The sequence below is a fragment of the Spirosoma aureum genome (assembly GCF_011604685.1).
GTDB lineage: Bacteria > Bacteroidota > Bacteroidia > Cytophagales > Spirosomataceae > Spirosoma > Spirosoma aureum.
Genome location: NZ_CP050063.1, coordinates 5194390 through 5208916 on the forward strand (window position 1 = coordinate 5194390; position 14527 = coordinate 5208916).

A 14527-nucleotide genomic window follows, 5' to 3' on the forward strand; every position below is an offset into this window, starting at 1 on the left:
TAACCATTGAGGCAAAAATACGAACCTTATCTGTTGATTCTGCTGATCGAGTTGATGCTGATCCTAAAGGGGAAAGCCCATGATACTAAAGAAAAGATGCATTTATGTTCAGCTCCTATAGACCAATTGCGATCTCAAAAGTAAACGGGAAATAAGGAGGGTTGAAATCGGGCCTGCTGATTGGGTGTAAATCGCCCTGCCGACGACATGCCTGGTATTGCCGGTTTTCCGACACCTTTCTTCAGTACCGAGCATAAAAGACTCTCTCCCAGCAGAAAACCCTGATAGCCAGCCTGTTTCAAGGCCAGTATCGAACCTGCGCTCTGTTTGCCACGTTGAACCACTTTTACGAACTGGTCGGGAATATACGTGGCGAGTTGTGTGGCGATTTCGGCCGACGTAACACAACCGTTACCGGCACATTGGCTTACTCCAACCAGGTCAATATGCTTGTGTAGATAGCTTTCTACTTCAGCTGCACTGCCGACTTCCAGCATTACCTCCATACCCAGCGCATGGGCAAGCTGGCTGTATTCGAACACGTCATCGGGTTGCAGGCAGGCCGCCATTAACAGGATACAGTCAGTTCCGATTGCCTTTGCTTCCAGAATCTGATACGGATCTACGATAAAATCTTTCCGAAGGATTGGTGTGGATGGATTGCCAAGCCGAGCCTGAATCAAATCGTCGGTATAGCCGCCAAAAAATGGCCCATCAGTCAGTACCGATAGACAGGCGGCTCCTGCACGTACGTATCCAACTGCCGTTTCCCGTATCGACATCTGGTCGCTAACAAAGCCGCTGGCTGTTGTTTTTTGTTTACACTCAGCAATAATTCCCCACGAGGTAGTGACGGTAAGCGACTGGCTCATCGATAAGGGCTGGCGCTTAAATAATGGCCAGTTTTGTAGCTGCCGTGAGGGAGTTATGGCTCGACGCCGAGCCACTTCCTGCCGTTTCTGTGCTACTATGGTATCAAAAATAGTCATACGGCTAAAAGGTTTCTGGTTCGTCGGAGTACTGCAAATGAATGATTTGGCTTACAGACTCAGACTACTGATATCGAATAAAGAAGAGCAAGGATATAACGTGACTTGCCTGACTGGTACGATAAAAGTATAGTATCCATTAGTCGTGTATTAGTCCCGATTTATAACAGGCTGTATTGATTAAATAACTGGCGGAATCAGCAAGATTATCGGCTATTACCCAAAGTGGATAATCGGGCCAGTTCGTCTCGTTTAACCATGGTTTTTCCTGTACCTGCTTCCCCGACAATTGCCGGAATTCTTCGATTTTGAATAAAATTTTTCTGTTTTTGTTAAAGTTCTCTACCTGGTAAGCACCAGCGAAGAAGGTCGCCCGATCCAACTGGTCGCTATTGGCATCGATGGTGACATGAAACGGCTGGATCATTGTAATAAACAGCTGGCTCTGCTGGCCGAACTCTTTTTTATCTCAACGGTGATTTGCAGATTTCGCAGGTGCTGACCAAAGCCTTATTCAAGATCTTTTACGACTGGAGCCCAACGGTCAGCCTCGATTTGCATGAGTCAGTCCCATTGCTCTACATCTCGACCGGAACTGGCCCCTACAACGAAACTATCGACCTGATCACCATCGGCGAATGGCAGACGATGTCCAATCATGACATCACGTTACTGGCTGCGCAGGGCATTCTCGGCGTATTTACCTGGGTGTTCTCAGATGGCTGGTAATTTCAAAGTACCTGTATTGTTGCCTTTACCTTCGCCCCATACTCTTACTCTGCTACCTGAACCATAACGAAGCTCCACTGCCCTGGCATATCCTGATCAACTGGAATCAGCTGCCAGCTCCCCTCCAACGGCAGAGGCCAAGGCCAGCCCGGCAAAGATAGTGAGCGGTGAAAATTGATTTGCTTATTGATTATGAGCAAGTTGGGGTTAATTCAGACGAATAAACAATTCGTCTGAATTAACCCCAACTTGCTTTAGTAGACCGATTTAGGTTAAAGCTTCCGCTCAAAAATCCATGTATAGGTCTGGCTGTCAAGTGTTCGTTTCCAGGTCATTACCTTCGATTTAGACCCGTCACCCGACGTTTTATCCGACAGGTCAAGCGTAGCTTCATCTTTGCTACCGTCGGCATGGGTAATTATTATTTTTGAGCCATTTACTGACCATTTATCGCCCGTTTGCGGACCCAGCGTTAAACCGCTAAGGCCACTAGCCTGACAAATGCTCTGCTCCATCGGCACAATTGTGCCATCGCTTTTAAACTCATACAAAAGCAGGGGTATGCATTTGTTTGTGATCAGGTTAATCTGAACATAGTAGTCCAGTATATCATCGATATTTCCAACAGGAGGAGAAACTAGCAGTTTTTGCCAGGCCCATACGCTGGCCACAGTTGATGGATGCGTATTCTGCGGAGCGGGGTCACTATTTTTCTTACCGCACATGGAAGCTACTAAAGGGAGTGTCAGCAGCACAAATGCTGCCTGATAAAGCGAACGAGTAGTTTTCATAAGTCCGTTAATTAAATTGAACAAGAATTAGAATACACGCGCGTCGAAGGTTCCTTCCAGCGTGTATACTTTACCGTCTTTCAAGTTTTTACCTGTTCCGGTAAATGAACCGCTACAACGGTTTGCAGTGACCGTTTTCAAAACCGTCTGACCAGTATCCAGCAGTAGCGTGCCCGGCGTTCCGGGGTAGTTTTCAGGCAAGTCGTCACTCAAATACACTAAGCTGGATTTGCCGCTTGTCAGGGTTTCCGTACTCTGAATAAAGGGATATGTTCCCGACGATTTTCCCGCAATACTGAGGCTGATCGAATGTTTATCATCAGCATTACTGATGACTATACTATACTCATTTCCCCCAACAGCAGCGGCCTTTACCGTCTGAAACTGGGTGATAACTTGCCCATTCTGGGTTAATTTGACAGTAGCTGAGGTTGATCCGTCAGCATCTACCTGCGGATCAGCTTCGTTTTTCTTGCAGTCGAGTAGCGTCAAGGCAACAAGCATTGCCATGGCTGTGCGATAAATTGGCTTCATCGTGATCAGGGTTTGGGCTTGTGAAAACCGGGTTTCATTTTTCCAGATATTACCGGTCAGCACACGCTTTGTCGGATTTTCGGAGAAGCAGGAAACACCGATTGCCCACGTTCACGATAGAATTTAGCGACAATGGTAAATAGAAAGGTTACCCATTATGCGAGTGGCTTTTTCGTTCGCGTGAATGGTAAGTGGTTATGAGCGAGTGGAAGTCACGAGAAAATTGGCCGTCTATCGCTTAAATTGTCCCAGTATGTATTCATAGAAATACTCGCTATTCACGTCCGTCGCTATTTTTACCGTATATCCGGTTTCATCCAGATAGGTTTGTCCGGCATTGGGAGGCCGGGTACTGACTTTCGCTTTCACGACCTCTGTTTTGAACTGTTCCGGCATGGCCAGATAGCTGGTTGCCAGAATATCCCACATGAAGTAGGTGTAATAATAACCAGGAATCGTATCGAGCGTCAACGCCCAGAACTGGCCCGTCAGGTTTGATAGTTTATACTCAATCTGCGTGGCTAAGGTTGAGAGAAACGTCTTCGTCACCGGAACATGGTTGGTCACATCCAGTGGAATAAACGTTAAAGGAAGTTCCAGCTCGACCAGTTTTTTTGTACTGATGGGGTCCCAGAACACATTCCATTCAGCGCTTCCATCATGCTGAAAAGTTTGCACATTGCCGGATACTCTGAATGCGCCCGCCATCCAAACGACCTCGTCTATTTTGGCTTTCAGTTCCGGGGCTTTCTCCAGGGCCAATACTAGATTGGAACAGGGGCCAGTCATCAAAACAGTCACTTTATCGGATGCAGCCGACAAGCTGTCGATGATCAGGTCGGGCGCGCTACGGTACGCATACGGATCAGGCGCTTTGGGTAGATTGATCAGCATGGGCAGGGCGTTTATGATCTCTGGTCGTGCCCGCCATTCGCTCGGGAACGCATTGATGCCATAATAATCGCCCCTGCCCAGTGGAATATGTTCCTGCCCCATTATCTGAAGCAGTTTATAGGCCGATTCGAGCGCGGGTTCAATGTAGCAGTCGGCAGGCGTGACGGTTACCCCAATCAGTTCAATATCAGACATTGTCAATACGAGCAATTGAGACAGCAAATCATCAATTGCACCGTCATGATCCATCAGGACAAGTTTTGGCATTGTTTTAAATTTACATTTTACAGTCTTCAGTTTGCAGTCTTCAGTAGGCAGTAAGCGTTCGTACATTAAGATGAGCAAATTGCCTACTGTAGACTGCAACTGCCAACTGTTGCTCACTTTCCGGGAATCGTATCTTTATACACTGCTCAGTTCGAAATCAATTGGCAGGCTGGCCATAGGTTTATAAATTGGTGAGTAATACCAGAGCAGGTAATAATTGGTTCATTTGGGAGAAAATAGTGCTTCTACACCCATAGAAGCACTCTTTATGGGACAAGATAAGGATATTTTAGGCCTTCAACCATTCATTCGGGCCTATTATCCCTGACTATATTCTGTTGCAATTAAGATCCAACGTTTGGCCAATTGAATGGGTCTTCGCTATAATTACAAAAAATCACAACGAACACATAACTCTTAAAAATCATTTCACACCATTCAAACTTAAATTGTTTCTGACTGAATGTCCATATCAAAAAATCAATTAGGTATAATTTTATCGATTTTAGTGCTTCTTACGACACTTACCTATTATCACCGGGCACCCACCGGCGATGATGCCTGGTTTGCGGAGCAATCCTACTGGCTTCAGAAGGACGGGATTATTCGATCGGAGTTTTTCAACGGAATTTTGGGATGGGAAAACCAATTATTAGTCAGCCATAAGTTGTTTCTGGTTTTCGGAGCTGGTTTAATGAACGTATTCGGCTTTCAGCTTCCGACAGTTCAATTTGTTGGCTTAGTTTCCTTTATCGCAATTATTGCGGAGATCACCGTTTACCTGTACAAAAAAGAGCAAAGTGCAACCTCAAGGAATATACTTTTAATTCTGATTCTGATTTTCTCGAATCGGCTACTCGTAAAAATGAGTTTCGAGAATCGGCCGGAACTTATGCTGGCTGCACTGGGATTTAGCTCCTTTTTATGCCTTCAGGCTAAAAGCGTAACCGTCTCAAAAAGCCTTCTTGCCGGAGTGCTGGCAGGCATGGCCATGTTGTGCCATCTGAATGGAATAATCTACCTGATTGCCGGTCTGGGAACTCTACTCTATTTTCGCCAATACAAAAATGCCAGCTATTTTGCGCTGGCAGGCAGTTTTACGGGCCTACTTTATTTTAGCGATATTTTACTGGCTGAGAATGGATTTTCGACCTGGTACTATCAGTTTCGCAATGATCCGGCTACACAAAATGCATTTGGCTGGCGTTCTAAACTACTCGTGCTGCTGACATTCCCGAAGCTGTTTTTTGAATCGCCGGAACAGGCTTCTTTATCGTTGTTGCTGGCATTTCTCATCGGGCATCAGCGAGCTTATCTGAAACAGTTACCATCAGCGCTGTCCGTTTTTTCAATCCTGCTCGTCACATCGTTCTGGCTACTGACAAAACATGGCTCGGGCACCTATTTGCCCCTTTTTATGCCATTTATGCTGGTATTAATTTATGAATTATACCGAATAAAACCATTTAAAAATTGGGCATTAGCTGGTGTACTTGCTACTTATTTTATAATTGGCATTTATGGTACTATTGAAATTATTCTTCAAAATTTCAGTAATGACTATCTGCCTGTCGCTTATCAAAAGTTAAGAGAACACATTCCAGCCGATGAGAAAGGACTGGTGCCCTTAACGTATTTTTTCAATGAATACGAACGGCACCCCTACCTACTAAGCCATGAAAATTACAAATACCATTCGATTCCCACGAACAACCCGCCAGCCCACATGGCAAACTGGGCCCACCAGCGTGGTACGGGTTTCATTCTTATGGATTACCAATATCGATCGGAAGATTTTTACCCCAAACCCGGCACGGTTACCTTACCATTTTTTAGGCTCACCTATTTCGACGGGCGTTTTGCTATTTATAGGTCTAGTTGACCGGTGTATCAGGTACAGCATAAAAATTGAAATTTTTCCATCGATTCATATCCTGCGGGCTTAAACGAATAATGGTCGTGCTCTCCTCAAAATCTTCGAAGTAAAAGAGTGTATAGCCAAGATTGGCTACCGTGTTGTATAGTTCAGTACGCTCATCCAGCCTGGATTCGCTAAAGCATTCCGCAATAAGTACTGGCTTATACTGCGCAATCAAGGGAGAAATAGACTCAATCACTTCCTGATCATGGCCTTCAACGTCAATCTTGATCAACGAAAGCCGGGAAAGCTGGTCCTTGTACCGATCATTCAAAAACGTGAGCAAGTTTATCCCTTTTATCTTCTGTTGAAGCTGAAAGTTTCCATGTTTTTTGGCCTCCTCAACGCTGGCAGAAACTCCTCCATTACCAAATGAAGCTTCAGACGATGAATAAAAAAACTCACCATCCTCCATCGTAATCGCATAGGGGAGCGGTACAATATTGGTCGTCCTGCTATTCAGTTGCGCATTAGCAACCAGGATTTCATGAGTCATCGGATTAGGCTCAAAACCCAGTGTTACGCCTTCTTTACCAGCAGCCAGCGCCATTGGCACCGTCGTATCGCCAATGTTCGCGCCAATATCAATGCAAAAACTACCGCGGGGCACAAAACGACGGAAGAAGTTGATCTCTCCCTGCGTAATTATTTTTGGTTCAACGAGTGGATTTTTCCAATTGGCGAACTCGACCAATCCGTCGTCGGCTAATTGAAAGGTATTTGTCTCGTGTCCATACTTGCTGGTAATCCGTCTGGCCTTTTTCCGGGCAAATGACTCTTTTAGGTAGTTGAGCATAGGTGTTAAAACGAATAATACTATTAGGTGGTACCGGGGAACTTTACCTGACAGAATTTACAGATTCGCACAATTCTTTACTCCTATAAGAGGCCATATCCACTAAATATACCCCTCAGATTCTAACTTTCTGTATTTTAGCTCTTCATACAACCTGAAAGAAAGTACCCTCATGAAAAAACTTGCTTTACTACTTTTTTTGTCTGGCACTGGCGCATTCGGTCAGTCACTATCGAAACCCGAAACAGCCGTTGTCGCCACCGTTCAAAAGCAACTCCCGGAAACGGTAACGTTTTTAGAAAAAGTCGTTAACATCAACAGCGGCACCCTGAATATCGAAGGGGTTCGAACCGTTGGGAAACTGATGTCGGATGAATTTGATAAACTGGGATTTAAAACCGAGTGGGTTACACTACCAGACTCCCTCAACCGGGCTGGACATTTGGTAGCAACCCGGCAGGGCAAGAAAGGGAAAAAACTTTTTTTGATCGGCCATCTGGACACGGTATTCGAAAAAAGCCTGCCCATGGAGCCGTTTACCCGAGTGAATGATTCGACCGCTTCGGGTCAGGGCGTCAACGACATGAAAGGGGGCGATGTGCTTGTTATTGCTGCTCTTAAGGCACTTCACGCCCAGAAATTGCTCGATGATACGTCCATTACCATCTATTTTACGGGCGACGAAGAAAGTTCGGGGGGAGCCGAAAGTCGTAGGGATTTTATTGAACGAGCCAGACAATGCGATCTTGCCCTGGCCTTTGAAACCGCACAGGGGTTGAGCAGCGTAACCACCGGCCGTCGGGGAGCCAGTGGCTGGACGCTGAACGTAAAAGCTCGCTCCGGCCATTCGTCACGGGTGTTTAGCGATCTTGGCTACGGTGCGATTTATGAAGCCGCCCGCATTCTGACGGAGTTCCGCCGGACACTGGGGCAAGAACAATACCTAACGTTCAACCCTGGGCTGATCGTTGGTGGTTCGGAGGTTCATTATGACGATAAAACAGCGAAAGCTGAAACCGTGGGTAAAACCAATATCGTTGCAGGTTCGACGCTCGTGAAAGGTGATCTACGGTTTCTGACCGAAACGCAGAAGGAAAACGCACGGGCAAAAATGCGGGAGATCGTCGATAAAAGTTTACCACTCACTAAAGCCAGTATTTCGTTCACCGATGGCATTCCAGGCATGGAGCCAACGGCCGCCAACGACGATTTACGCAAACAGGTCGACAAAATCAGCCGAGATATGGGTCTTGGGCCGGTCACAGCCTTTGATCCGGGCGCGCGCGGTGCTGGTGACGTTTCGTTCGTTGCGAAATATATGCCCTGTCTGGATGGTTTAGGGGCATCTGGAAAGGGGGCGCACAGCATAGAAGAAACGATGAATCTCAAAGAATATCCGTTCCTGATTCAGCGAACTGCCCTCCTGATTTACCGCCTGACAAGATAAAGTCCTTACCTGTTTTCGAGCCTTCGAATAAGCAACAACTGTAATTCCTGAACCCTTCCTTTTCCGATGAACCGAGTAACGACAATTGATGTAACGCGCGGCCTGGTCATGGTTATCATGGCATTAGATCACGTCCGGGATCTGTTGCACATCACCGCTGTCACGCAAAATCCCACCGACCTTGCTACAACGACTGCCCCGATATTCCTGACCCGATGGATCACCCATTTATGCGCTCCTACCTTTGTTTTCTTATCAGGAACGTCGGCCTATTTATCGCTAAAGAAAAGCCAGAACTCTCCCACGGCCCGGCGTTTTTTACTGACGCGCGGTCTGGTTTTAATTCTGCTCGAACTGACGATTATCAACTTCGCATTCTGGTTCGATATTCAGTTTAGAAGTATGCTGTTGCAGGTAATTTATGCCATTGGTGGCGGCCTGATTATCGTATCGTTACTGGCTCGACTGCCCGTTAAATGGGTTGGTATTCTGGGACTGATCATTGTATTTGGGCATAATTTGCTCCAGCTGGTACCGGCATTTACCAATCCGACGGCCCGACTGGTGGGTTCCTTGCTGTTTCGGGTCGAATTTTTCCAGATAAGTCCGGCATTTGCCCTTCTGGTTGCTTATCCACTCATTCCCTGGCTTGGCCTCATGCTGGTTGGTTTTGCGTGCGGCTCCCTGATGGAGCAGCCCATTACAATCCGTAAACGCTCTCTATTTCGCCTTGGGCTGGGTGCGTTGGGGCTATTTATCGTTCTCCGTTTTATTAATAGTTACGGTGATCCGGCACCCTGGTCTGTTCAGAAAGACGCATTCTTTACCGTGCTGTCGTTTATAAACGTAACCAAGTATCCACCATCACTGCTGTACGATCTGTTGATGATTGGCATTGCCTTACTTATCCTGGCCCTCGCCGATGGGGCCGATAGTCCGGTCACCCGCTGGCTGATGGTATACGGCAAAGTGCCGATGTTTTATTACATCATTCACTGGTATTCCATTCACCTGCTGATGATTGCCATGGTCCTGCTTGAAGGATACGGATGGAAAGACATTCAGGCAGGTACGCTGAATTTTGGACGGCCAGCTGGAGCAGGCATTTCACTCGGCCCGGTTTATCTGGTCTGGCTTGGTCTTGTGCTGGCTTTATATCCGTTGTGTAGATGGTATGGCCGTTACAAAACGGCTCATCCAGAGATAAAAATTCTGCGCTATGTGTAATCAGTAAGAGCATGTCAAGCAATACGAGATAGTATTAAACTAAAAGGGTCGAAAGAGGACTGTGTTTGCACCAATTGACCTCTTTTGGGGCAATTACGCGTACATATTGTTCTGGGTAAAGAGCAAGACCTGATTACAATTTTTTGATCGCTTCGTATTCTTTCCGGTTATCCCTCATTACCATTTGTCATAGGGTCTTCTGTCAACTGCCTAACATGCAGACGCTACCTTTATGCCGAATTATTACCATACTCGGAGCGTTTTCATTGTAGAGCCTTTCTGCATTTCCGGTAGTCATTACCCACGAAGGCCGACAATTGATTTGTACAATACAACCATGATTACCACAGATATTTGCATCATCGGCGCGGGCCCGGTTGGTCTGTTCGCTGTTTTTGAAGCTGGTTTATTAAAAATGCGCTGCCACCTGATCGATGCACTTCCACAGGTGGGCGGGCAGCTTTCCGAAATTTATCCACAGAAGCCTATTTACGACATTCCCGGTTATCCGGCCATCAACGCACAGCAATTGGTTGATAACCTGATGGAGCAGATCGAGCCGTTTCATCCTACGTTTACACTGGGTGAACGAGTCGAAACACTGGTACGTCAGGCCGATGAATCCTTTGTGATTACGACCAATGACGGCACCTCCGTTCATTGCCAGGTGGTGGTTATTGCCGGTGGGCTCGGTTGCTTTGAACCGCGCAAACCGGAAATCCTGAATCTGGAGCAGTTTGAAGGAAAAGGAGTTGCTTACATGGTTAAGAATCCAGAACAACTCCGCGACCGCCGGGTCGTACTGGCGGGTGGTGGCGACTCGGCCCTCGACTGGACCGTATTTCTGGCCGATGTAGCTAAAGAAGTGACGCTCGTTCACCGGAGCGATAGCTTCCGGGGTGCGCCCGATTCTGCCGAAAAAGTGTTTGACCTGGCCAAAGAGGGCCGAATCAATCTCGTCCTGCAATCCAACATTACCAGCATTCACGGTAACGGGCATTTGCAGGAAGTAAGCATAACGGCAAAAGACAAATCAGTAACCAATCTGGCTGCCGATAACCTGATACCGTTATTCGGTCTGACTCCCAAACTCGGACCGATTGCCGATTGGGGCCTTAACATCGACAAATCTGCCATTCTGGTCGATACGACCGATTACTCAACCAACGTTGAACGAATCTATGCCATCGGCGACATCAATACGTATCCCGGCAAACTGAAACTGATATTGTGCGGATTCCACGAAGCCGCGCTCATGTGCCAAAGCGCATTCAGGTACGTATATCCGAATCAGAAACTGAGTTTTAAATACACGACCGTCAACGGAATACCCACGTTTTAATGTAAAATGGGCGATTCTGGTGCTACCGACAAAGTCAGTCATCAAGTCGCCCGTTTTCCAACAACAAGAATGATACAATTCACGATAGAAGACCGCGATGGCGAACGGCAAACGCTTGAAATTCCGGAAGGTATAAATCTGAGCCTGATGGAGGTCCTGAAAGCATCAGACTATAATATTCTGGCAACTTGTGGCGGTATGGCCCTTTGCGCGACCTGCCATGTGCAGGTCCTGGAAGGATTCGACGCACTACCACCCGCCCGTGATGCTGAATTAGATATGCTGGACACCCTGCCCGATGCCGACCCGGACAGCCGACTGGCCTGCCAGCTTCGTGTCGATGAATCCCTCGAAGGTGGTATTTTCAAAATAAGGGGAGAAGAACAGTAGGCAGTCATCAGTGGGCAGTTTGCTTGCTACCTACTATTTATTGCCTACTGCTCACTGAAGACTGCCTACTGTCTTTCTATTTCTACAATCATTTCAATCTCAACGGCATAGTTTGATGGTAAGGCGGCCATGCCAACAGCCGAGCGGGCATGTTTCCCTTTATCGCCGAAAAGGGCTACCAGCAAATCAGAACAGCCATTGATGACTTTGGGCTGATCGGTGAAGTCGGGTGTTGAGTTGACAAATCCAGTAACTTTTACAATACGCCTGACAAGAGCAAGCTCTCCCAGTTCGGCTTTTAGTGTAGAGAGCAGCGAAATGGTTGTTGTTCTGGCCGCTTCATACCCTTGATCGACAGTCAGGTCTTTGCCAAGTTTACCCGTGATTCCTGTCCCGTCGGCGCGGGTGGATACGTGCCCGGCCAGAAATACCAGATTGCCCGACCGCACCGCTTTTACATAATTGCCAGCCGATTTGGTTGGAGCAAATAACTCGACGCCCATTTTCGTCAGCGTCTGTTCGGGTGTTTGCCCGTGTGAGTAATTGACAAAGGCGAATACGAACAGTGTGAAGAGTACGAAGTTGATTTTCATAAGAGGAGATTGGCTTAAAGATGCTTATGATTGGCTGGCCTTTACGTTTTCTGACAGTGGCATTCGTTTTTCCATGACTATAAACTCAAGCTGTTGCCTGGGAAGACCAAAACGAGGATCAGTAGGAAATGGCTTCATTTCACCGGTTGCCTGGTAACCGCGTCGCTGATACCAGGCAATCAGCTCGTGTCTGACGGTAATTACTGTCATCGTTACAGCCCGGCTCTTTTGCTCAACAGCCAGTTGTTCGGCAGCTTCCAGCAATTTCCGGCCAATCCCTTTGGCCTGCGCATCCGGCGATACGGTTAACATACCCAGGTATAAATCGGAATATTTCGTGCCGGTATCTTTTCGCTCCAGATACACACATCCCAGCAACTGGCTATCCTCCTCATATTTCAGTACAGTTGCCGCTCTATTCTGCAGCATGGCTCTCAGTCCTTCTTCATCGGTTCGAATGCCACCCAGTAAGTCCGCTTCCGTCGTCCATCCTTTGCGGGAGCTATCGCCCCGATAAGCACTATTGACCAGTTGGTTTAATGCAGCAATGTCCTGTTCGGTAGCTGTAGAAATAAGCGCATGGTTCATAGGCCGCAAATATATTGGGCTTCTGCTAAAAACAAACGCCCGGAGTAACTACCCCAGACGTTTGTTTCCCAGATTTTGACTTGCTTTTATACCCGATGTATCCAATTAGTGTATTGCCACACCAACCTCAACGGGCCATACAGCATTGAGGCCCTTGAAGTGACCATATCGTTGACAGGTAACCGCAAAGGCTTGCTGCTGCTTTTCCGTTAACGGATAAAAGAGCGTTGGATCAATTGACACGCTATTCTTTTTAACGGTTCGTTTCCAGGTACCAACAACCCGCCCACCGATAACCAGTATCGGGTTGAATATGCCATTGCCGGTACTTACGACCTGCTTAATATCAAGCGCACCGAGTGCAGCACTACGATCTTTATAGCCCACCAGATACTCGTCGAAAGACGGTAGCAAATGAACGACCAGTGATGTATCCTGAAAATTGGGTTCTTGTTGAGCACTCCAATATGTTTTTCCATTCGTTGTTTCCTGCGCAAGCTGTGCGTTGATCATCGATAGTCCGGTCTTGGCTTCGGCCACGGTCAGGCCCGACCACCAGACAAAATCCTGTATGGTGGCTGGCCCATGGCTCATAAAATACCGTTTCGTCAGTTCGGCCAATGCTTCGTCGCGTCCCATCGATTTCGTAGCGGGAACCCATTCATCAAGCAATGTGTAGGTGTTTTCGCTCCCTCGCCTGACTCCGCAGCAGATTAATCCGTCGAATGCGGCTCGCACCAGTAGGCCGTTAATGCGTAGATCGTGCGTTTGTATACCGACCTGCTCAAGTGCGTCCTTCAATTCACTTCGAATGAGTTGCTTACCTCCCTGCATGGCCCGAGCCATCGCTTCGTAACTTTTAACCAGCGTTTTTTCATCGAGTTCAAGTTTCCGTAGTAGACTCGAACATGCCACATAAAGCCGGGGTCTGAGCAGATTCAGTAACCAGCGAATGTCATCAGCGGCAATCAGATGCAGTGTACCCCGCATTGCCCAGGTACGAATTATCGATCGATCGGCAATAGCCTGCTCAATGGTTCCTTCAGTGCTACCTGGCAGACGGAGGCCCAGCGCCCATTTTGCCGCGAGAAAATCCTGTGCCTGCATTGCCCCGAACCAGGTAACCACGTCAACAGGTTTCGTGAATGCCGATTGGGTAATTTGATGACTGGCTAGTCGATGCTGATTTATAGCTGAATCTGTCATGTTGAGGATATTGGGAAATCAGGCAGTTCTATAAATGGGCAATTGAAGGCAACAGACTATCCAGGTAAGCTGTCTAATGGAATCCAATTACCCATTCATTCTATGTACCAAAATAATCAACCAATCAGGCGATAAAAATTATAATCCGTCATGGGGGCATCTTTCAGGCCAATAGTATGACCAATTGTAATAAGCTGCCCCCGATGATAGGTACTGTGGTTCATGCAATGCTGAATAAACGACATACGTGGCTCTTCGCCGTCAGCCCAGGGTGTTTTCAGGACCACTTCCTCCTGCAATTCGGCATCGGTCAACGATTTCACATAGGCTGTAAACTCTTTCGATTGATCAATTAGTCCATCAAACGCTTCATCTAATGTTCCATAAAAGCCGTTTTGCCGAAATGACGCTGGCGCTTCAACCTGTTGCAAAACAGCAAGCCAGAACCGTTGTGTATCCCAGATATGCACCAACGTTCCTTTAATACCCGGGAAACTGGATGGCACTTCCAGTTCCATCAAACCCGACGGCTTGGTCTGGAGCCATTCGACCAGCCGTTTGTTAGCCCATTCGTTGTAAACAACGTAGTCGCTGATCAGCGCTGCAATGGTCAGAGGGGTCTTTACTTCGGTTGCCTGTGTCATGTTTGGTAATGGTTGTTGGTTTACCTTACAAAATAACACAGTACCACTGACAGCCCTATGTCAGTAGGGTTTGCGATTTTTTTAAAAATTTTCGGCTGTATTTCTGGTCAAAAATTTTTACGCCTTTCGTTTTTGCAACCCTATCAGTATTCGCTCTGGAATAGATGCTTTT

Annotated in this window: 16 protein-coding genes; 6 read left to right on the forward strand and 10 right to left on the reverse strand. The window is 47.1% G+C overall.

Features of this window, described 5'->3' with window-relative positions; translation table 11 throughout:
• Positions 1-134: 134 nt before the first annotated feature.
• Both G8759_RS20705 and G8759_RS20710 read right to left on the reverse strand, forming a co-directional pair.
• The gene (locus tag G8759_RS20705) at positions 135-989 is read right to left on the reverse strand and encodes an indole-3-glycerol phosphate synthase TrpC (protein WP_167211785.1); all 855 of its coding nucleotides are present in this window, start codon (positions 987-989) and stop codon (positions 135-137) included.
• 139 nt (positions 990-1128) lie between these two features.
• Positions 1129-1416, reverse strand: a complete 288-nt coding sequence (locus G8759_RS20710) for a hypothetical protein (RefSeq protein WP_167211788.1) — start codon at positions 1414-1416, stop codon at positions 1129-1131.
• Positions 1417-1469: 53 nt separating this feature from the next.
• Between G8759_RS20710 and G8759_RS20715 the strand changes: the two genes are divergently transcribed.
• The gene (locus G8759_RS20715; RefSeq protein WP_232073889.1) at positions 1470-1718 is read left to right on the forward strand and encodes a M14 family metallopeptidase; all 249 of its coding nucleotides are present in this window, start codon (positions 1470-1472) and stop codon (positions 1716-1718) included.
• Positions 1719-1990: 272 nt separating this feature from the next.
• Here the strand turns inward: G8759_RS20715 and G8759_RS20720 are convergent, their stop codons facing one another.
• From G8759_RS20720 to G8759_RS20730, 3 genes are all read right to left on the reverse strand, one after another.
• On the reverse strand, positions 1991-2509 hold the full coding sequence (locus G8759_RS20720; RefSeq protein WP_167211791.1) for a hypothetical protein: 519 nt from the start codon (positions 2507-2509) through the stop codon (positions 1991-1993).
• 27 nt (positions 2510-2536) lie between these two features.
• Positions 2537-3043, reverse strand: a complete 507-nt coding sequence (locus G8759_RS20725; protein ID WP_167211794.1) for a hypothetical protein — start codon at positions 3041-3043, stop codon at positions 2537-2539.
• 231 nt (positions 3044-3274) lie between these two features.
• Positions 3275-4204 carry a nucleoside hydrolase gene (locus G8759_RS20730; protein WP_167211797.1) on the reverse strand — a complete coding sequence of 310 codons (930 nt, stop codon included), beginning with the start codon at positions 4202-4204 and terminating at the stop codon, positions 3275-3277.
• A 463-nt stretch (positions 4205-4667) separates the two neighbouring features.
• Here G8759_RS20730 and G8759_RS20735 point away from each other — a divergent pair, with 463 nt between their 5' ends.
• The gene (locus tag G8759_RS20735) at positions 4668-6086 is read left to right on the forward strand and encodes a hypothetical protein (RefSeq protein ID WP_167211800.1); all 1419 of its coding nucleotides are present in this window, start codon (positions 4668-4670) and stop codon (positions 6084-6086) included.
• Here G8759_RS20735 and G8759_RS20740 read toward each other — a convergent pair.
• Positions 6079-6918: an FkbM family methyltransferase gene (locus G8759_RS20740; RefSeq protein WP_167211803.1), complete on the reverse strand. Its 840-nt coding sequence runs from the start codon at positions 6916-6918 to the stop codon at positions 6079-6081. The two genes, G8759_RS20735 and G8759_RS20740, sit on opposite strands and share 8 nt — an antisense overlap.
• A 172-nt stretch (positions 6919-7090) precedes the next feature.
• Here G8759_RS20740 and G8759_RS20745 point away from each other — a divergent pair, with 172 nt between their 5' ends.
• From G8759_RS20745 to G8759_RS20760, 4 genes are all read left to right on the forward strand, one after another.
• Positions 7091-8365 carry a M20/M25/M40 family metallo-hydrolase gene (locus G8759_RS20745; protein ID WP_167211806.1) on the forward strand — a complete coding sequence of 425 codons (1275 nt, stop codon included), beginning with the start codon at positions 7091-7093 and terminating at the stop codon, positions 8363-8365.
• A 66-nt stretch (positions 8366-8431) separates the two neighbouring features.
• Positions 8432-9592, forward strand: coding sequence for a DUF1624 domain-containing protein (locus tag G8759_RS20750; RefSeq protein WP_167211809.1), 1161 nt, complete (start codon positions 8432-8434; stop codon positions 9590-9592).
• 337 nt (positions 9593-9929) lie between these two features.
• Positions 9930-10934 carry an NAD(P)/FAD-dependent oxidoreductase gene (locus G8759_RS20755; protein WP_167211813.1) on the forward strand — a complete coding sequence of 335 codons (1005 nt, stop codon included), beginning with the start codon at positions 9930-9932 and terminating at the stop codon, positions 10932-10934.
• A 69-nt stretch (positions 10935-11003) separates the two neighbouring features.
• Entirely contained in the window at positions 11004-11324 is a 321-nt protein-coding gene (locus G8759_RS20760) for a 2Fe-2S iron-sulfur cluster-binding protein (RefSeq protein WP_167211816.1), read from the forward strand.
• Between the two features lie 65 nt (positions 11325-11389).
• Here the strand turns inward: G8759_RS20760 and G8759_RS20765 are convergent, their stop codons facing one another.
• The 4 genes from G8759_RS20765 to G8759_RS20780 all read right to left on the reverse strand — a co-directional run bounded on the left by G8759_RS20765 (position 11390) and on the right by G8759_RS20780 (position 14355).
• On the reverse strand, positions 11390-11917 hold the full coding sequence (locus G8759_RS20765) for a RidA family protein (RefSeq protein WP_167211820.1): 528 nt from the start codon (positions 11915-11917) through the stop codon (positions 11390-11392).
• A 24-nt stretch (positions 11918-11941) separates the two neighbouring features.
• A complete protein-coding gene (locus tag G8759_RS20770; protein ID WP_167211823.1) occupies positions 11942-12505 on the reverse strand; it encodes a GNAT family N-acetyltransferase in 564 nt (187 codons plus the stop codon).
• Positions 12506-12610: 105 nt separating this feature from the next.
• Entirely contained in the window at positions 12611-13711 is a 1101-nt protein-coding gene (locus G8759_RS20775) for a winged helix DNA-binding domain-containing protein (protein WP_167211826.1), read from the reverse strand.
• A 116-nt stretch (positions 13712-13827) separates the two neighbouring features.
• Positions 13828-14355, reverse strand: coding sequence for a DinB family protein (locus G8759_RS20780; RefSeq protein ID WP_167211829.1), 528 nt, complete (start codon positions 14353-14355; stop codon positions 13828-13830).
• Positions 14356-14527: the final 172 nt, after the last annotated feature.